Below are 19101 nucleotides of genomic sequence, written 5' to 3'. Positions count from 1 at the left end.
ACTACACCAAAAACAAGCCGGTTAACGGATTACAAACAGAAAAGTAAGGATTTCAAACAATTTATGCGCGAACTGACTTTGGTACAACACCAGTGGCTTTTTTGAAATAATTGTTAAAATGTGTGGGATAATCAAACCCAAGGCCGTAACCGATATCCCCGATACTCCAGTCGGTATGCTGTAAAAGTGCTTTTGCCTCAATGATAATCCTGTCGGTGATCAGGGTTGTTGTGGACTTACCTGTTACTTCCCGGACTGAACGGTTCAAATGGTTGACATGCACAGAAAGCCTTGCCGCGTAATCTTGCGCGGTTTTCAAAATCAGCGGGCTAACCGGACTTTCAATCGGAAACTGTCTCTCCAGTAATTCAAGAAAAAGTGAAGTAATACGTGACGAAGCATTTTTATGTACAAAAAAATTATCGGATGGTTCCAGCTTTAAAGCTTCATGGATAATCAGGTTAATATAATTCCGAACCAGCTCATCCTTATACACATAATCAGCATCCTGTTCTTTAAGCATCTTTTTATATATCGTGGTCAAAAACTCCTTTTGCTCCTGATCCAGCGTAAATAATGGCGTACCACCCAGTTTGAATAAAGGCGATTGCTGTAAACTTTCAGAGCGGTCGTTGGTTTTAAGAAATTCTTCAGTGAACAGGCAGGCGTAACCGGTTTGCTCCGGGCATAATACTTCCGACGAATATGGAATATGCGGATTGGCAAAAAACAAAAATGTATCGTCCAGTTCAATTCCCTTGTCGGCGTAATGAATAAGCGTCTTTCCGGTAATCATACAAACCTTGTAAAAGTCTCTCCGGCTGTATTTAGGAACCGGGCTCACAGCCGTTTCTATTTCATACACTTTGAAACCTTTCAGTTTAAGGTCATTCGTATTAAACCCGGATATTGTAGAAACCAGTTGATCTTCCATGACACAAAGTTAAATAATTCAAATAACTAATCTGGTTTTAATAAAGGGCATATATGGAAAAAGCACTCCTATTACCTTTCAATTATTCAATTTTTTGCGAAATGAAAATCCTGCCAGAATCACCTTTCTTTAATAAAACTCAGTCCCAGATTAAGGCTCTCATTAAATTCTCCGATCGTAGCTGAACTGAGTGTTACCTGTATTTTGGTTCTGATCACCTTGAACTCGTTGTGAAGCGGGCAAGGTTTTGTTTCCGAGCAGTTTTTCAGTCCCAAACCACATCCGGTAAAAATATTATCCCCGTCAACTGCTTTTACAATGTCTGCCAGAGTTATTTTCAGCCCATCGTCATCAACATAAAAACCCCCGTTTGGCCCTTTGCTCGACTGTACCAATCCTCTTTTACTCAGATCCTGAAGAATTTTTGCAATAAATGGTACAGGCGAATCTATTCCTTCAGCGATTTCCCTGATTCCTGCCTTCGCCCCTTTTTCTGATTTCTGCGCAATAAAGATTACAGCCCTTATCGCGTATTCACATGTTTTGGAAAAAATCATAACTATCTGTTTGTAGTAAATATAAACTTTTTAAACAAATTAAGACATAAAACTCTTTTATTAATTCAGGAAGAAAAGCAAAGTTAACACCAGGTAAAATAGTAAAAGATAAAAAGATCTTTTATTATTTATTTAGTTTTATATTTGTTCGTCAAAAGCCATTTACACGAAAATCCTATCCAAAAAAACAATGACCACAGATCAAAAAAACCTGATAAAAGCAACAGTACCGATTTTGAAAGAAAACGGTGTTTTACTGACTGATTATTTTTACAAACGCATGTTTAAGGGAAATCCTGAGCTAAAAAATGTGTTTAATATGGCCAATCAGCAAAACAGCAGACAACAAACTGCCCTTGCAATGGCGATTCTGGCTTATGCAGAAAATATTGAAAATCCCGCGGTTTTAATGCCTGCGGTTGATGGAATCAGCCAGAAGCATGTTAGTCTTGATATCAGGCCTGAACATTATATTATTGTTGGAAAACATTTGCTGGCTTCTATTTCCGAAGTATTGGGAGAAGCTGCAACACCCGATATCCTGGATGCCTGGGAAGTCGCCTACAATCAGCTGGCAAGCATCATGTCGGGCCACGAAAGCCATTTGTATGGCAAACAGGTGCAAAAGAAAGGCGGCTGGAGTGGCTGGAAACCATTCATAATTAAAGAAAAGATCGTTGAATCCGCTGAAATTACTTCGTTTCATTTGTACCCGGCCGATCAGGGTCCGGTGGCCGATTTTATTCCCGGCCAATACATCAGCATCCGGCTTTTCATACCTGAACTCAATCTTTTGCAACCGCGGCAGTACAGTATTTCCAGTTCTCCGAATGGGGAATATTACCGTATCTCGGTAAAAAAGGAAAGCTCAGCCAATGTTAATCCGGATGGAATGATCAGCAACAGGCTGCATGATTTTTTAAATTCAGGAGATATTATTGAAGTTTCTGCACCAGCCGGTAATTTTATACTCAATACAGATGGTGACCATCCGGTTGTTTTTATCAGCGGCGGCGTTGGTCAGACACCATTGATCAGTATGCTTGAAAAGCTGATACAGAGCGGAAGCAAAAAACAAAAAACCTGGATTCACGGCTGTCGTGATGAAAAAGTGCATGCTTTCCGGGAAGTGCTTGATTACTGGTCGGATGAAAAACAAGACCTGCAAAAACACATTTTTTATGACCGGATTGAGGATAACGACGTTTCGGCCAATACTTACGAAGGTTGGGTTGATCTCAGTCAGTTTGACAGCGGGATTCTTCCTGCGGATGCAGAATATTATATCTGCGGCCCGGGCCCTTTTATCACCAAACATTATAAGGAACTCATTGAAAAAGGTATCAGCAAAGAAGCTATTCACTTTGAAGAATTCGGCCCGCAAACGCTGCAATTATAGCTTAACATGAAAGGGTAGTATTTCTTAGTTATTCTTAAGTTGAAGAATATCCGTGGCACGGCTGAAACCAGAGGACTAAATCACGCTTGGTTTATCGGCCGTGCTACGGATATTCTATTGACTTAAAACTTAGGCTGCATTTTGAGCCCAACACCAATTCGGTTCCAGGCATTGATTACGGTTGCAGCCATTATTAGTTGTGCCGTCAGTCCCTCGCCGAACAAGCGAATACTTTCGTTATAAACGTCATCACTGAGGCCATCCTTATAAATTGAAGTAATCTCTTCGGTAAGTCTGAGAATCACTTGCTCCTCTTCCGTAAAATGGTCAGTTGCTTCCCGCCAAACGGGTATTAGCGTTATTTTTCTGGGATTAATATTCAGCAGCAGCGCATCCCTGGTATGTTTGTCTAAACAAAAAGCACATCCGTTGATATGCGAAGCTCGGATCTTAATTAATTCCTGATACCACTTATCAATACCGGATTCTTTAATTACTTTATCCATTGCGTTTAAAGCGTTATAACCATCAGGATACGCCTTGTGAATCAAAAGTCTTGTGCTCATTTTAGTGCTGGTTTAAAAATTATGTGATTGAAAAAATCTTACGCGTTGCGTACCTACGGCACGTTATGTTTTTGGATTAATCATGTTGCTACAAACAGGTAGCCACTAAGCGGCAGGATCCTATATTCATTGGCTACTATTCATAATCTTGTTACAAATATTTGAATTAAAGAGACATATCACGAACTCTTTTAAAATGCTATCGGTATTCGGATGTCAAATTGATGCAGGAAACGAAATTTTGGATGATTACCGACTGCCGAATACAAAACGATATATTAAACCGGCAGCACTACTTTCCTGTTTTCTCCCTGCACCTTGATAAAACCCATTTTCCCTTCCTCAAAATCTGAAATTGCTTTACCCAGCTCGCCAGGTGAACTCATTGCCATTGCACCGGATGAGAAAATTTCTTCATTTAAGGGCTCGCCGCTTAATAAAATAACCTGACTGTCGTCATCTGCGCTGAAAGTTAAATCTTCGTCATTGTCTGATAATCCAACGGAAATGACCGTTCCTGAGCCTAATTTCAATGAACCGGTTGTATTTTCGAAATTAATACTTCCAATGATTGTATAGATGGTTCCGGTCCAGCCTTTGGGTAGTTTGTGTGTGAAACTTTTACCAGCCGAGATAAAAATATGCAGGAAAGTCAGTTTATCAGGCGTTTGGGCAGCATTGACAGTACTGCCTGTACTACCGCTAACGACTCTTACTTTCAAACCGGCTTCGGAAATTTCAGGAATATCTGAACGATCAACAAATAGGCTTTGTGGCGGATGCTGCTTGTTGTGAGCAGGTATGTTCACAAACAACTGAAGACCGTGTACTCTTCCGCCGTTCGGTACGGGAAATTCGGTGTGTACAACGCCGCTGCCAGCCCAGGTCCACATCATACTTCCAGGTGTGATCATGCGGTCGGTCCCAATCGAATCCAGATTATGATAAGGCACAGAATCATCAAATAAATAACTGATTGCCGACATTCCTGCGTGTGGATGCGCACCGAAAACATCATTAGTCAGTTGAAAATGGTCAAATCCTATCAATGGATCCATAAGTCCTTTGAAATAAGCACCACGGACTTTTCTTGCCGAAAACTCGCTGTTTCCCGTATTATTAGTTTGAAGCACTGCGGAAATTTGTAAATTGTTCATAGTATAGATAGTTAATGGTAATTAATTGGCGGTCGGCAGTCGGCGTTCGGCAGTCGGTGGTCGGCGGCCTGTGGTTGGCGGTCGGAGGATATTGCCGGGTTTCAGATAAATTCCGGAATGAAAAAATCAGGCAATTTTATTATCTGAACTTCCAGGAATGCGAAAGCCGGTTGCCGACAACCAAAAACCGACGGCCAGGTGCTGTTAAAGAATAATATTATTCTGAGCCTGAAGTGGTAACGGCAGTTCAGTCTCTCCAAGAAATTCTCTCAGTTCAATTTCCATATTCCTGCACATTTGGGATATCGGAACATCGTTTGCACCTCCTTCGAAAGGATTTTCAGTACTTTCTCCAACCTGCTCCAACGAAGTATACATCCAGGAAATCATAATACTGAAAGGAACAACGAGCCAAACCATCTGGCCTTTCATCACACCATCGACCAGCTCATCCAGTTTTTCAAATTCTTTGAGCATTCCGAAGGGAAGCAGCAAGCAAAACAGACGTACGAAAAGCGTATTAATAATCGCGTATTGTCTCGGATAGGGCGAATCTTTTATCTGTTCAGCTTTACCCTGCTGTACAAAAAACTCCTTAATTCCTCTTTCCATTTCCACAAACTGAAGCAGCACAATTTGTTCGTTCCGGTAAAGTTCTTTTAAAGTCCGGCTTTGCAGTCCCATGATATGCGTGGCCTTGTTTCCTGTTTTGAGAATGTATGTTAAATCTTCGGTTGAAAGGTATTTTGCAAGTTCCTTCTTTAACGGCATTTCTTTTTCCGGAATAGAATAAAACCGGCTGTATTCCGCATTATGTTTTTTGGCCGTACTTTCCCAGATCCTGTGTTCCCTCATCTGGTAACGCAGCGCGGTAAGCCACGCAAGATGCCCATAAATCAGATCTTTTGTCTTCGCCGGATTATCAAAATAATCCCTGCTAACAAGGCCCCATGCCCTGCTCAGATTAAGAATAGTAGTCCAAATTTGCTGGGCCTCCTCAGTCCGGTTATAAGTTTGGGTATTTTTAAAACCAACAATAAATGCAGTTGCTGTCCCCAAAAGCGCAACAACCGGCCAGGGAATATTTAACCATTTCAAGCCAGCAAAATGATATAAGAAAACGGGTACTATTCCCAAAATAATCAGTACATAAATGCTTCTTCGGGTCCAGAATAAAAATTCTGAAAGTTTATAGGATTTACCTGCATGCATGGCCTTTACTGTTTGCCGTAATATTTAATTAAAATTTGCCGGTATAGTCAGATTTTATTTCATCTGGCTGAGCATCAGTTTGTCAAATTGTTTGTCGGTCAATATCTTTTTAAGAAATAATATTGTTCCTGATAAATAACCCGCATGATACCTTGTCTTCGGATTTTTAGCGCCGATTGCTTTCAGTATCAGCCTGGCAATTACCTCCGGGTCTTCATTTTTGGGTTTTAGCTTTTGTGACATTCCGGCAATTTTTCCGGCAAGCGGACTATATGCTTTTCCCGCTGAAATTTTCTTCAGAGTTTCCATAGCAATATCGCCCCACTCCGACTTTATCGCACCGGGTTCGATCACAATGACCTTAATTCCAAATTGTCTGACCTCCATTCTCAAACTATCGCTCAACGCTTCAACAGCATATTTACTGGCATGATACCAGCCGCCCAGCGGGCTCGACAACTTTCCGCCGGTTGATGTAATGTTCACAATTATGCCTGATTTCTGCTTTCTCATCTGGGGCAGTGCGAGCTGCGTCAGCCTGGCAAGCCCGAACACATTGACTTCCATCTGGTATCGGGCCTCTTCCATCGGTACATCTTCAATTGCTCCGAATAAACCGAAACCCGCATTATTGATCAGGATATCCAGGCGGCCTTCTCTTTTCATGATTTCATCGATTCCGAGTTGTATGTTGCTGTCATCGGTGATATCCATTTGCAGGATCCTGATGCCGGCCTCTTTCAGGCTCTGCATCATTTCTGTTCGTCTCGCAGCGCCATATACTTTGTAACCACTTGCACTCAGCAACTCCGCAGTCGCTTTTCCCATACCGGAAGATGCTCCGGTTATTAACACAACCTGATCGTTCATTTTACAGAATTTTAGCGTACAGAATTCATTCCAAAGTAACCTGGCGGCGGATCTTTGTTTCGCCGGTTTTTACTTTTCCGAAAAGCAGGCGAGAGGCCTTACGAAACATACTTTTTCATCCATCTCCCTTTAATTTCAGAAGTCGCGTCGTTGTATTCCACTTCTAAACCACCGGCGATAGGATCAATCGGCGTTCGTAAAGGCCGCGTTCCTTTCTCCATATTTACAAGAGTTAGTGCTGCATCTGCTACAATCTGAATATCGGGCTGGTGATTCATTAAGGTTGCGCCAAACTTTTCACTGAAACCGGTAATCATTTTTATTGTACCGTCTCCATAAGATTCCAGGATATCCGCCCGGTCTGCATGGGTGCCTTCTTTTGCATATAATTCTGTTAAAAAAGCGCCGGGTTCAATCAGTATTGTTTCAATACCTTGTCCGATCAGCTCTTCATAAGCTCCTTCTGTAATACTTTCAATGGCAAATTTTGAGGTGTTGTATGGCACCTGAAACGGAATTGAAACGCGGCCGGAGCTGCTTGATATGTTGATGATCAAACCATTCTGAAGTGTACGCATAGCAGGCAGGACCTCTTTGTACAAACGTAAAATGCCATAAACGTTCACATCCATGATCTTTTTTATCTGGGCAATGCTATGTGCTTCCAAAAGGCCGTTTCCCTGGATCGCAGCGTTGTTGATTAACACATCAATCCTGCCATATTTACCCAAAATATGTTGCACGCCCTCTTTTACAGAAGTATCATCGGCTACATTTAAATCCACCACTTCAACGCCTGGCAAACTTCCGAGTTCATCTGCAATTTCTTTATTTTTGGTATTCGCATTTCGCATAGTAGCTATTACAATATGGCCGGCATTTGAAAATGTCCTGACCATCAGCGTACCAAAACCACTGCTGGTACCAGTTATTACAATTATTTTTTTCATGATTGAATTTTTGTTTACCGTTCAAAAATATTTGGAGATAAACGGCTGATTATTAAAAGAATAATGAGAAGTGATGAATGCCTGATTTATTACCAGAAAATAGAAAGTCGCCAAGGATTCTTTTTTCCATAACTATGATTTGGAAGTAAATCTCTATCCTGACTTTGCGCCACATATCAGGCAGCAGCCTGCTTTAAAAAACAAATTATAACGAATTGACATTACAAACCCCATCAGAGCAACCGTTCTCTATTTGAGTACCAGTACGAAGTGGCACGTTCTCACTCCAGACTTTTTCCAATACTTCCAAAAAAGTACTTATTGGCTGGGCACCGGAAACTGAATACTTCGAATCGAACAGAAAAAACGGTACACTGCGAATGCCTGACAACCGGGCATCTTTTTCATCCTTCCGAACCTGTGCCGAAAACAAATCATTTTCAAGAACCAGCCGCGCATCTATTCCGGTTTCCGAAGCAAGTTCTTTCAAAACCGATATATCACTTATATTTTTCCCTTCCGAAAAATAAGCCTTGAATAACCGGTCTTTCATCTCATTCTCCTTGCCTTCCATAGCAGCAAACCGGATCAAACGATGTGCTTTAAATGTGTTGGTGGTGATTACCTTGTCAAAGTCAATCACCACTCCGACCGCTTTGCCAGCAGATGTCGCCCTATCCAGCGTTTCCCGGGCAAGTTTATCCGATTGACGGTATTTCCGCATCACAGCAGCATGCTGGCTTTCGCCGCTATTTTCAGCAATATCTGGTTCCAGTTCAAAGCTATGCAGTAAGACCTCAACCTGATCCCTGAATTCAAATTGCTGAAGTGCCGTATCTAAATGACTTTTGCCAACATAACAATATGGACAGGCAATATCGGACCAGATTTCAATTTTCATAGGAAGTAGGTTAATGTTAAAATATTTACGATGATGATTTACTTTTCAAATACAAGCGTCTCTGCATGCGCTCCCAGTTCCTGCAAAGCATCTAAAATGGAAGCAATAAAAGGATCAGGGCCGCAGACATAAAAATGCCGGGTAAAATCTGTAATATTTTCCTGTAGAAATCCTTTGTTAATTCTTCCATAATAACAACCATCAACATTTTCGGCTGATATGATTTTATGAAAATTATTACCGAGCATGGTTTCAAACTCTTCCTTTAAAATTATGTCCGCAGTCGTTTTATTCGAGAAGAAAAGTTTATTATTCCCAATCTTATTACGTGAATATAAATCGCGAAAGATCGCAATGAACGGAGTTATTCCTGCACCGCCCGCCAGAAAAACGCCTTCACCCTGGTATTCAATCGCTCCCCAGGCATCACTGATCTCGAAATAATCACCAGGCTCAACATATAAAAGCTGGTTAGTAACGCCATTCCGGTCAGGATATGATTTAATGGTAAATTGCAGAAAATCACTTTCCTGTAATGAAGTGAATGTAAACGGCCGTTTCTCATTTTCCCAGTTTTCTTTAACTATCGACAGATCCGTTGCCTGGCCCGGAACATAATTAAAGCCTTCGGGTTTTTCGATCGTAAATGCATGCACATTATGTGTCACAGGCCTCACATCAAGCACTTTTACTTTATAATTTGCCATTTCTGTTAAGGTTTAATAGTGTCAATACTTCTTAAATTTACGATTTTTATATCAACGCTTATCTTGGCGATGGATTAAGTTAATAACCTCACAACCAGATAAAAACCTTAATAAACTGTACTAAAATTCCGCAGTGTGTGATCGTGTAAAAGTCAGGTAATAAAGTCCCGCTAAAGGCAAGGACATTATTACCTGAAATAGCAGATTATTGAACCGGCGGGATGGCCATACGAACCTCAACAACGGCACCATATTCAATTATCGGACAGCCTTTTGCGATTTCTACGGCTTCATCATAGTCGTTCGCTTTTATCAGAAATAAACCGCCAATTGATTCTTTCACTTCGGCATAAGGACCATTCGTTACAGTATTGCCTTTTTTAACAAACCGGCCATCCAGATCCCAACGTTTTGGATTACCGATCAGTTTGTCCTGAGCACCAATGCCGGCAATCCAATCCTGGTATGGTTTAATTGCTGATTTCATTTGTTCCGGTGAAGGAGTTGCATCTGTACTGGTGATGTCACGGTGGATTGCTAATAAGAACTCACTCATTTTGATTATGATTTAATTGTTAGAAATGAATTGTAAAAAAATTATTATAAAACTCTGATGGTTAATAGGCGGTCGGCTATCAAATCGATGCATGGGATGAGATTTTGCACGATTGCCGATAGCAATAAAAAAGAAATCGCTGCAATGTTTAATAAATTAAAACTCACAAACCGTCAGCTACAAGTGGCTGTTCTGTCATCCGGAGTGCATCGTCCAGGAATTCACTGCCTTCCATGGTATTCATTTCGTGAAAAGGCTGGATAATACCTGGCTTGTGTTCGGGCCCATGACCAGCATCTTCACAGGCCGAATCCCAATCAGAAAATAGTATGAAATCGCTCATTTTTTAAGTAGTTAAACGTATGAAACTGATGTATTTAATTTTTTGTAAAGTGGAAAAACGTATTGGTTATAAATGAAGAATGTTCCTAACCTCCTGCTCCGAATAATACGGTGCAAGTTCAGATTCATCAATCATTTCCTCCATCTGGTCGTAACTTGGCGCTGCTGCACTTTCGACATTTTCTTTTATTTCAATCATCCCGGCTATCACCAGTCCGCTAAGCACGTTCATTACTTTGTCGGAGTCCTGCCCGTTCAGAATACTAAGCTGATAAGTCTTCATATAAATTGATTAAGGTTAGATAATGATATTAAGATTGTATCGGGCAATGAAATTTAAAGCATCCTTCTTTGAAATTACCGCAATCCTATATACGTATTTGAAATCTGGTGTTTTGCTTTTCATTAATCACTGATTCGCTCACACGGTTATTCCAGTTTTCTGACTGGAAGATCATTTGTAAAAGTGGATTGCAAGTCATACAGGAAACAGTCGGGCTACAAATTATTAAGTTGTGAATCAGGCGAGTCTTACTTATATATTTAATAATCGTGCCAAATATACAACCTGTTGTTTATCAGAAACTTAAAAAATTTTCTATGGTTCGTTTTTAACTGTATTCAGTCAGTTGACGGCAACATACACTGTATTACGTCAATTAAAACTCTGCATAAGTACCGGGTGAAATAATCCTGCTTCTGTTACCCGCATTTGCACGTATGGTTTTTCCTTAATTACCAAGACGGATCTCCACATTTCCACCCACTTCCAAAATCGGACAGTCCTGAGCAATTTTTAATGCTTCTTCGTAATTCATTGCTTTAATCACAATCAGTCCGGTAATGGATTCTTTCAGTTCAAAATAAGGGCCACGTTCCATAGTATGGTTTGGATTTAGAATCATTCCCTGATCATCCAGGCTTTGAAAAGGCCTTGCCAGTATATTCTGAGCTGCAAGATAATCCAGCCAGTCGTCCCAGCATTTTAAATAGGTGTGCATTTCCCCGGCTGAAAGCTGAAGCCTTTTTGTATCGTAATCGCTGCGGAATACCAACAGGAACTCATTCATCTTTTCTACCTTCATTGTAATTGACGTGATATTTATTCAATTCACCATCCGGATTTCGACAGTTCCTCCCAGTTCCAAAACCGGGCATTCATTTGCGATTTCTTTGGCTTCAATGTAATCATTTGCCTTTACAACGATTAACCCGTCTATTGACTTTTCTATTTCTGTGTATGGGCCTTCCGTTACCAAATGGTCTGGCTTTAAGACTCTTCCCTCCGGATCCCAGAACTGGACCGGGATTGCCAGTTTGTCCTGAGCTGCAAGGCTGCGAAACCAATCGTGCCAATCTTTAAGATGCATCTGTTTTTTTTCCTCAGACGGTGGTACTTCTTTGACCCGATGATCTTTGTGAAATACTAATACAAACTCGCTCATGGTGGTTGTTTCATTACAATGGAAAATTTGAGTTTTCATATTTCCGTTTTCCGTAGATTAAAATCTATGGCTACAAGATTGGTCTTACCTGCGTATTAGCAATATTTACATTATTTAGGGCTTTCGGCTGTGCCAAAAATGATGCCTTACTTTTAAAGCTTTGCTTCATGTTCCCACAAATCCTGGTTCCACTCAGCAAGGCCAGCTCCGATTGCATAAGTACTTTCCAGGAATTGCAATAACTTCGCCTGCGGATCCGCAGCATTTTGAACGGATGCATAGGGTAAAATAAATTCTCCCATAGTCTGGTTGTAATAGGCTTCGGCCGGAGAAACATTTGCATTTTTGTAACCTTCCGGTTCCGGATATAGGTAACAGTAGAATGCTGCCTCAGGAAGCGCCTCACTGCCGGTCCAGAATCCACAATCACTCACCTCATTACTGTATGCATCCTGCAAAACCCAATCAGGCAACCCTGGTATTTTTCCCGGGTGCCTGGGTGCTTTCCGGCCTGAGAAAAATGCAAGCGCAAGGTCAAAACCACCCCAAAAGAAATGTATCGGACTTGCTTTACCAGTAAAACGCGTGCGAAAAAGCATGAATACATCCTGGATATTAAGCAGTGCCAGATGAAAGGCCGAAGCTTGATCTGAATTGTATCCTGCATGTTCGGTATCCAGTTCAAAAGGTATGAGTTCTCCAAAAATCTCGGAAGGTAGTGTATTGATTGTCAGGTCAATTTCAAGCTCCTCTAAAAGCGCAAAGATCTTTTTGTAAAAACCCGCAACAGATAAATTATTCAGATCAAACTGTTTCAAGTCTGCTTTTGTCGATGTAATTTTTAGCTGGTGGGCGATAAGGTCAAAATCAATCTGAAAATGCTGGTCCTGATAAGGAATCGTTTGGGTGCTTAGCCCGGTTGGTGTAATGTGCAGGGTAATGTTCCAGGAATGGTTCACCCATGGCAGCGTTGCCAGTTTTATTTTTCCGACAATCTGCGTCCACAATTGCAGCGTTTCATAGGTAGATTTTCCGTTTTCATAAGAAAGTAAAGGCCATTGATTTTTCATGGTTCAGGGTTTAAAAAGTGGATATGGATTTACTGTTTTCCAAAAGCGATAGTACTTCCCTGGTTAAAAATCCGTCGGCAGTTTCAAATCCTTTCAAAATATTAAAATGATTGGCATTTGAAACAACTAATGAATCCGCCTGATTACCTGCATGTTGCCATGCTTTTAAATAATTGTAGGATTGTTCTTGAAATGCTGCCGTTTCCAAAGCTCCCCACACAACAGTTAGCGGAACATTGGATTGTCCGATCAGGAGGATCGGGCTTGAAGATAAAATTTGTTCTGCGGTAATGCATACGCTCGGCTGAACGAAAGTTTGTGAAACCGGTTCCAGATCATAGAGCCCGCTTACAGCCAATACGCCTTTAATAGTATCTGCCGGCAAACCATACGCTGACCAGTCCGTGGTGATGGCCATTGCTGAAAGGTGGGCGCCAGCCGAATGCCCGGCTACAAAAATACTGTCTGGATTGCCGTTGAAGTTTGAAATATTTTTTGCGGTCCAGGCGATGGCAGAACGCACCTGGCGAACCATTTCAGGAATATTTACAACTGGAGTTAATGCATAGGTAATGTTGACTACGGTAAATCCTGCCTGTGATGGCCCCAAAGCAACGAAATCATATTCATCACCAATACCCAGCCGCCAGTATCCGCCGTGAACAAAAAGCATGACCGGAGCATCCGGATTTTTGGCCGGATAAACCGTTAGCCTTTCCATCAGTGTTTCACCATAAGACACTACGGTTCTGCTTTCAAGTAAACCGCGGGCTGTTTCACTGCTTTTGGTGAAATAATGGATGTACTCTAAAAAATCGGGTACAGCTTTCTCCACGTCGTATTCAGCATCAAGCTCCTGCTGGGTGGCGAAACCTCCGTATAAATTACTGACGAAAAATTCACTTGTTTTTGAAATACTATTTTTGTTTTCCATGGCTCACAGATGCAGCGGTTAAAGTTCTGGCCTGATTAAAAGATATTTATTGAATGCTTATTGCCCATCATCCTGCCGCGTTGCTGACCGGAATTTCGCAGCAGAAACTGCGCCGGCGTTGGCTGGTAAATGTACACGAACGGGTGGAAAGTGCACGCCTCATACAGCAGCCCCGGCAAGCTGACACCCGTCATCTTCGTTTAGAGGAGCAGGAAAGCAAACCTGGATATTGAATTTTGTAAACCCTTAACGTTAAACTACTGCTTTGGCCTGACTTGCAAACCAGCTTTCAAAGTCAATGGCACCGATACGCGGGTTTTCTCCGGGAACCAGCATTTCATCTGTCAGTTCTGCTCCGAAATAACGGGCATGAACATCAGAAACTACTTTTCTCGGATCGCCTGTTTCAGTCAGGTAACGCTGCACCAGGTCAGAAAGGCGGATGCGTTCAGGGCCAGCTATTTCAACTGTTCCGTTCAATGCTGCGCCAACGGTAACATCTGCCACGGCTGCAGCTACATCATCGGAAGCAATGGGCTGTACAAACGCTGGTGATAAATGCACGGTTTCTCCCTGTGTACCAGACTGCGCAATTCCACCCAGAAACTCAAAGAATTGTGTCGAGTGGACGATGGTGTAAGGTATTGGGGATGCCTTAATCAGTTTTTCCTGTGCAATCTTACCACGGAAATAGCCGCTTTCTGCCAACCGGTCCGTGCCGACAACGGAAAGTGCAACATGGTGTTTTACGCCAGCAGCTGCTTCTGCCGCTAATAGATTACGTCCTGAAGTTTCAAAAAATTCCAGAACTGCTTTGTCTTCAAAAGACGGTGAATTTGCTACATCGACAACAACATCTGTACCTTCCAATACTGCTTCCAACCCTTCGCCTGTTATGGTATTGACACCAGATGCTGGCGATGCGGCAATCACTTCGTGTCCAAGTACATTCAATTTTTTTACCAGTTTGGAGCCGATCAGGCCGCTTCCGCCAATTACTACGATTTTCATAAGGATTCTGTTTAGAGCCGGTCTGTACCGGCATGGTTGTAAAAACTAAAAAAGATGAATTCAGGTAACATCTGCCGGATCAATCAATCTGTATCACCAGTGAAAACCAGGCCGGATGTAGCTATTATATTGCAATCCACATGCCAAAGGTATATCTAACTCATAAACAGATAGTTACCGAAAATAGACAGCTTTTATTTTAACTGTATTCAGTCAAATAACTTCTTCGGTGGCTAAATACAGTTGAATTTTTAAAGAGAATTATTGATAAAAGCATATCAAAAAATGCAGGAAATTCATGCAGCCATATGTAATTCCCAAACATCAGCCGTGAACCTTCCAAATGCCATACCTCAATATGGCGGCCCTCTCAACAAAGCAAAATCGGCCCTTATAACAAAACCCGCTGGTTTAACACAACGTACCTTTGTGCAAGCAAAAAATCAAAAAAAATGATCGACCACGTCATACTTACAGTAAGCAATTTCGAGCGCTCAGTCGCTTTTTATACCCAGGCATTAAAACCACTTGGCATTACAATGGCAATGGATTTTAAAGGGGAAGACGGCCATCCCGATTTGAAGGGTTTTGGTGATGGTAACAGCATCTTTTTATGGCTGAAAGAAGGAAAGGCCAATTCCGAAGCTGTGCATGTTGGATTTGTTGCAAAAGACCACTCCGAAGTTGATGCGTTTTATGAAGCCGCCGTTGCCGCCGGAGCTAAAACCAGGTATTCACCAAGAATTTTCCCGGAATATTATCCTGGCTACTATGCCGCATGGATACTTGATCCAGACGGTTATGAAATCGAGCTTGTACACAAAAGCTAAATCAAAAAATCCGATGATTCAAATCGAAAAAATTAATTACCAGGGAGCATTACAGCAACCGATTGGTTCAGGATTTACAGCTGCATCTACCACAAATGATGTAATTAGAGGAATAAACCTTACCGGAAAGACGGCCATCGTAACGGGTGGTTATGCAGGGATAGGATTAGAAACAGTTAAAGCCCTGGTGTCGGCCGGGGCAAAAGTTATTGTTCCTGCAAGGAATGTAGAGAAAGCAAAAAAGAGTCTGGAGGGAGTTGACAACGTAGAACTGGAATCAATGGATTTGATGGACCCGAATTCAATTGATGCATTTGCAGAAAAATTCCTGGCTTCGGACCGGCCTCTGCATTTGCTCATCAACAATGCGGGTATTATGTGGGTGCCGTTACAACGTGATGATCGCGGATATGAATCGCAGCTTTCTACCAATTATCTGGGACATTTTCAATTGACCGCAAGGCTTTGGAGCGCATTGGTAAAAGCTGATGGAGCCAGGGTTGTCAATGTTTCATCGTGGGGACATCACTTTTCACCTTTTGTATTCGAGGACCCTCATTTTGTCAACAGAGAATTTGAATCCTTTTCAGCTTATGGTCAATCCAAGACTGCCAGTATTCTTTTTTCTGTGGAGCTGGACAACAGGGGAAAACACGATGGTGTTCGTTCATATTCATTACATCCTGGAATCATTTCAGAAACCGAACTCGGCAGAAATGTACCACATGAAGACCTGGTATCTTATGGTGTTTTTGATGAAAACGGTGACTTTATTAATGATCCTTCAAAAGGATTAAAATCACTATCACAAGGCGCTTCAACAACGGTGTGGTGTGCTACAAGTCCGCAACTCAACGATATAGGCGGCGTTTATTGTGAAAATGCAGACATAGCAAAATTGGACAATTCACAAGCCGGTGATGCAGTAGAAAACCTGGATGGTTCGACCATGATGAAAGATGTTATGCCTTACGCATTGGATGAAGAATCCGCCGGGAAGCTTTGGATATTAAGTGAAGAATTAACAGGTGTAAAATTTGAATTAGCCAAAAGCTGACCGCCAACACCCAACAGCTATTTTTCGTAGCTTTGTGTTTTTCAACTTTATGGCTGGAATACAACAAAGCGACTATGCCGAGATTCTTTTATCGTGTATAGAAGAGAAATACTTTAAAGACGAAATTGCTTTGGAGCACCATTCATTTGCACGAATAATTTCGGGTGAAATGAAGGTGATTCAGGCTGATAAAACCTATACTTTCGGGCCGGGAGAAACGCTGCTATTTCCTTGCAATCAATTATCCACACTCATCAAAAACCCAAAAGACGGACAGCCGTATAAAGCGGTGGTTATATTTTTTACGCCCCAAAGATTAAAGGAGTTTTATACCAAAAATCAAATTCAGCTAACTGAACCGCATACCCATAAAATCAAAACCTTTGAAAAACATCCGCTGTTGGAAAGTTTCTTTGCTTCTCTGATTCCCTATTTTGACTTGGAAAGTGAGCTGCCGGAAAAAATCGTATCCGTGAAGATAGAGGAAGCCCTGACGATTCTTCGGATCATCGATAAAGACATAGACAATCTCCTGGCGGATTTTACCCAGCCTTACAAAATTCAGCTTGCGGATTTTATGGAGAAGAACTTTATGTTTAATATGCCAATGGAAAAATTCGGTTACCTGACAGGAAGAAGTCTGACCACTTTTAAACGTGATTTTAAAAAGGAATTCAGGACTACACCTCAAAAGTGGATAATTCAAAAAAGACTGGAACTTGCACATTATCAGTTATCTGAAAAGAAACGAAAACCAATTGACGTATATCTTGAAACGGGTTTCGAAGATCTTTCGCACTTTTCTTTTGCGTTCAAAAAACATTTCGGTTATACACCGACTGATCTTAAATAACAGATGCAGCAATATCGACTTGCAGTCAACTGGTTGCATTAGTCCAAACGTCTTTTGGAATAAAGCTTCTTTACCATCAAAATTTCCCACAAAATTGTTAACAACTGATTTTTTTGTTAACTTTTACCTGATTGATTTTAAATCCTAAAAAACTTCAGCGTTATGGCAAACATTGCTCTCTATGGTTTTGGCCGCATTGGCCGTCAGTTCTTACGTATTGCACTTGAAAACAAACTTTTCGTTCCTGTATCCGTTTCCGATATCCATGATGTCAAAATTCTTGCTTCGCTGTTCAGCGTGGACACCAATTACGGCCGCTTCGGCGAGAAGGTTTCGACAGAAGGAGATGACATTTTGATTGGTGATAAAAGGATTAAATACGTAAACTCGAAAACAGAGGTTCCGGACTGGAATGCACTTGGTGTGGACATTGTGGTCGATTGTACCGGACGCGCAACAACACGTGCAGGAGCACAGGCGCACATCGACAGGGGAGCAAAATATGTGCTTATAAGTGCGGCCAGTAAATCATTACAGGATTGTGATGCGGTACTTCTCAAAGGCATAAACCTGGAAACATTCGATCCGTCTTCACATAAAATCATCAGTATGGGAAGCTGTACAACCAATGCACTTGCCGCTGCGGTTAAGGTTATTCTTGACAATTTCGGAATCAAATATGGCTTGTTTTCAACCGTGCACTCCTACACCAATACGCAGTCACTGACGGACCAGCCAATGAAAGACCATCGTGATTCCTGGGCGGCGGCTGAAAACATTATTCCGTCGGCATCCGGTGCTGCCCGTGCGCTACAGTTCATATGGAAAGACCTGCAGATTACCGGCAAAGCATACCGGGTACCAACCCGCACTGGAAGCATCGCAGAACTTAATCTGGTAACAGAGAAGGAATGTACCGTCGAACAGGTCAACGAAGCTTTCCGCAAAGCTGCAAAGGAGGAACCGCTAAAAGGCGTTCTTGATGTATTGGAAGAAGAATGGACGTCGGCACGCATAGTAGGTGACCCGCATTCTTCGATCATCGATTTACCTCTGACGGTTAAACAGGGGGAGCTGCTTTCAATCGCTACCTGGTATGATAACGAGTGGGGATTCACGAGCAGGTTAGCCGAAGTGGCGCAGTTTATCTCGCAAAAAATTTAAACGAGCCCGGCTTCAAACCATACAGAAAACCGTATATCAGGCTAAAATCCAATCAAGGCAACAATTGGTTTTAGCCAGATATACGGTTTTTATTTTATGTAATTAATTACGCATATAAAGCCACAGATCAACTGAAAAAGCTCCGCTTCCTTTGATTATTATAACCAGAAGCAAGGAAAGCAGCAGTATAAAATATTCGATACCTTCCCCTTTTTTTTACCTGACCAATTCATTGTCCAGCCATCCGCTGAGTGCGTAATGAGCGCTCCTGTAAATATGATAAAATTCCCCAAAGCGGCTAATCTTCCAAAACAACCCAATATCAAAGCTATACTCCCAAATGACTGGCCAATTATGATCAGCCAGCCAATGAAAACCGGGACATTTTTTTGTCTGATCCGTAACAACGATTCACGAATACCAACGCCGCCGCCAAAATCATTAAACCAGCCCAGTAATTTTTGCATTCCATAAGGAAAGATAATTATACCAGCAACCAATCTTAGAAAGAGCTGGATAAAATCATCTGTTGTCTGTATCAATTCGTACACAAGGTTCAGGTTCAATTTATGAAATATTTTTATTG

General features: G+C 41.7%; 24 protein-coding genes. 6 read left to right on the top strand and 18 right to left on the bottom strand.

Features of this window, described 5'->3' with window-relative positions:
• Window positions 1-61 precede the first annotated feature (61 nt).
• Both KZC02_RS27065 and KZC02_RS27060 read right to left on the bottom strand, forming a co-directional pair.
• Entirely contained in the window at window positions 62-934 is an 873-nt protein-coding gene (locus tag KZC02_RS27065) for an AraC family transcriptional regulator (protein WP_221391521.1), read from the bottom strand.
• Between the two features lie 119 nt (window positions 935-1053).
• Window positions 1054-1491 carry an Rrf2 family transcriptional regulator gene (locus KZC02_RS27060; RefSeq protein ID WP_221391520.1) on the bottom strand — a complete coding sequence of 146 codons (438 nt, stop codon included), beginning with the start codon at window positions 1489-1491 and terminating at the stop codon, window positions 1054-1056.
• A 190-nt stretch (window positions 1492-1681) separates the two neighbouring features.
• Here KZC02_RS27060 and hmpA point away from each other — a divergent pair, with 190 nt between their 5' ends.
• Window positions 1682-2890, top strand: a complete 1209-nt coding sequence (hmpA, locus tag KZC02_RS27055) for an NO-inducible flavohemoprotein (protein WP_221391519.1) — start codon at window positions 1682-1684, stop codon at window positions 2888-2890.
• Between the two features lie 122 nt (window positions 2891-3012).
• On the opposite strand, the gene KZC02_RS27050 is transcribed toward hmpA, so the two are convergent.
• The 14 genes from KZC02_RS27050 to KZC02_RS26985 all read right to left on the bottom strand — a co-directional run bounded on the left by KZC02_RS27050 (window position 3013) and on the right by KZC02_RS26985 (window position 13600).
• Window positions 3013-3456 (bottom strand): carboxymuconolactone decarboxylase family protein, encoded by a 444-nt coding sequence (locus tag KZC02_RS27050; RefSeq protein ID WP_221391518.1) that lies wholly within the window; start codon window positions 3454-3456, stop codon window positions 3013-3015.
• A 278-nt stretch (window positions 3457-3734) separates the two neighbouring features.
• Window positions 3735-4613 carry a pirin family protein gene (locus tag KZC02_RS27045; RefSeq protein ID WP_221391517.1) on the bottom strand — a complete coding sequence of 293 codons (879 nt, stop codon included), beginning with the start codon at window positions 4611-4613 and terminating at the stop codon, window positions 3735-3737.
• 204 nt (window positions 4614-4817) lie between these two features.
• Window positions 4818-5825: a bestrophin family protein gene (locus KZC02_RS27040; protein ID WP_221391516.1), complete on the bottom strand. Its 1008-nt coding sequence runs from the start codon at window positions 5823-5825 to the stop codon at window positions 4818-4820.
• A gap of 54 nt (window positions 5826-5879) precedes the next feature.
• The gene (locus KZC02_RS27035; RefSeq protein ID WP_221391515.1) at window positions 5880-6695 is read right to left on the bottom strand and encodes an oxidoreductase; all 816 of its coding nucleotides are present in this window, start codon (window positions 6693-6695) and stop codon (window positions 5880-5882) included.
• A 98-nt stretch (window positions 6696-6793) separates the two neighbouring features.
• Window positions 6794-7645, bottom strand: coding sequence for an SDR family NAD(P)-dependent oxidoreductase (locus tag KZC02_RS27030; protein ID WP_221391514.1), 852 nt, complete (start codon window positions 7643-7645; stop codon window positions 6794-6796).
• A gap of 205 nt (window positions 7646-7850) precedes the next feature.
• On the bottom strand, window positions 7851-8546 hold the full coding sequence (locus KZC02_RS27025; protein WP_221391513.1) for a DsbA family oxidoreductase: 696 nt from the start codon (window positions 8544-8546) through the stop codon (window positions 7851-7853).
• 38 nt (window positions 8547-8584) lie between these two features.
• Window positions 8585-9253 (bottom strand): FAD-binding oxidoreductase, encoded by a 669-nt coding sequence (locus KZC02_RS27020; protein WP_221391512.1) that lies wholly within the window; start codon window positions 9251-9253, stop codon window positions 8585-8587.
• A gap of 205 nt (window positions 9254-9458) precedes the next feature.
• Window positions 9459-9809 (bottom strand): YciI family protein, encoded by a 351-nt coding sequence (locus KZC02_RS27015; protein WP_221391511.1) that lies wholly within the window; start codon window positions 9807-9809, stop codon window positions 9459-9461.
• A gap of 163 nt (window positions 9810-9972) precedes the next feature.
• Entirely contained in the window at window positions 9973-10152 is a 180-nt protein-coding gene (locus tag KZC02_RS27010; protein ID WP_221391510.1) for a hypothetical protein, read from the bottom strand.
• Between the two features lie 66 nt (window positions 10153-10218).
• Entirely contained in the window at window positions 10219-10434 is a 216-nt protein-coding gene (locus KZC02_RS27005) for a hypothetical protein (protein WP_221391509.1), read from the bottom strand.
• 448 nt (window positions 10435-10882) lie between these two features.
• Window positions 10883-11236, bottom strand: a complete 354-nt coding sequence (locus KZC02_RS27000; protein WP_221391508.1) for a YciI family protein — start codon at window positions 11234-11236, stop codon at window positions 10883-10885.
• Window positions 11237-11257: 21 nt separating this feature from the next.
• Window positions 11258-11635, bottom strand: coding sequence for a YciI family protein (locus tag KZC02_RS26995; protein WP_221391507.1), 378 nt, complete (start codon window positions 11633-11635; stop codon window positions 11258-11260).
• A gap of 113 nt (window positions 11636-11748) precedes the next feature.
• Window positions 11749-12666 (bottom strand): DUF5996 family protein, encoded by a 918-nt coding sequence (locus tag KZC02_RS26990; protein WP_221391506.1) that lies wholly within the window; start codon window positions 12664-12666, stop codon window positions 11749-11751.
• Between the two features lie 10 nt (window positions 12667-12676).
• The gene (locus KZC02_RS26985; protein WP_221391505.1) at window positions 12677-13600 is read right to left on the bottom strand and encodes an alpha/beta hydrolase; all 924 of its coding nucleotides are present in this window, start codon (window positions 13598-13600) and stop codon (window positions 12677-12679) included.
• 53 nt (window positions 13601-13653) lie between these two features.
• Between KZC02_RS26985 and KZC02_RS26980 the strand changes: the two genes are divergently transcribed.
• On the top strand, window positions 13654-13833 hold the full coding sequence (locus KZC02_RS26980; RefSeq protein ID WP_221391504.1) for a hypothetical protein: 180 nt from the start codon (window positions 13654-13656) through the stop codon (window positions 13831-13833).
• Between the two features lie 19 nt (window positions 13834-13852).
• Here the strand turns inward: KZC02_RS26980 and KZC02_RS26975 are convergent, their stop codons facing one another.
• The gene (locus tag KZC02_RS26975; RefSeq protein ID WP_221391503.1) at window positions 13853-14611 is read right to left on the bottom strand and encodes an SDR family oxidoreductase; all 759 of its coding nucleotides are present in this window, start codon (window positions 14609-14611) and stop codon (window positions 13853-13855) included.
• Window positions 14612-15063: 452 nt separating this feature from the next.
• On the opposite strand from KZC02_RS26975, the gene KZC02_RS26970 reads away from it, so the two are divergent.
• The 4 genes from KZC02_RS26970 to KZC02_RS26955 all read left to right on the top strand — a co-directional run bounded on the left by KZC02_RS26970 (window position 15064) and on the right by KZC02_RS26955 (window position 18515).
• Window positions 15064-15441: a VOC family protein gene (locus KZC02_RS26970; protein WP_221391502.1), complete on the top strand. Its 378-nt coding sequence runs from the start codon at window positions 15064-15066 to the stop codon at window positions 15439-15441.
• A gap of 13 nt (window positions 15442-15454) precedes the next feature.
• On the top strand, window positions 15455-16498 hold the full coding sequence (locus tag KZC02_RS26965) for an SDR family NAD(P)-dependent oxidoreductase (protein ID WP_229253829.1): 1044 nt from the start codon (window positions 15455-15457) through the stop codon (window positions 16496-16498).
• 49 nt (window positions 16499-16547) lie between these two features.
• Window positions 16548-17351, top strand: a complete 804-nt coding sequence (locus tag KZC02_RS26960; protein ID WP_221391501.1) for a helix-turn-helix domain-containing protein — start codon at window positions 16548-16550, stop codon at window positions 17349-17351.
• Between the two features lie 162 nt (window positions 17352-17513).
• The gene (locus KZC02_RS26955; RefSeq protein ID WP_221391500.1) at window positions 17514-18515 is read left to right on the top strand and encodes a type I glyceraldehyde-3-phosphate dehydrogenase; all 1002 of its coding nucleotides are present in this window, start codon (window positions 17514-17516) and stop codon (window positions 18513-18515) included.
• A 158-nt stretch (window positions 18516-18673) separates the two neighbouring features.
• On the opposite strand, the gene KZC02_RS26950 is transcribed toward KZC02_RS26955, so the two are convergent.
• Window positions 18674-19081, bottom strand: coding sequence for a DoxX family protein (locus KZC02_RS26950; RefSeq protein WP_221391499.1), 408 nt, complete (start codon window positions 19079-19081; stop codon window positions 18674-18676).
• Window positions 19082-19101 lie beyond the last annotated feature (20 nt).

The organism is Dyadobacter sp. NIV53 (assembly GCF_019711195.1).
GTDB lineage: Bacteria > Bacteroidota > Bacteroidia > Cytophagales > Spirosomataceae > Dyadobacter.
This window is presented reverse-complemented; position numbering and strand designations above follow the sequence as displayed.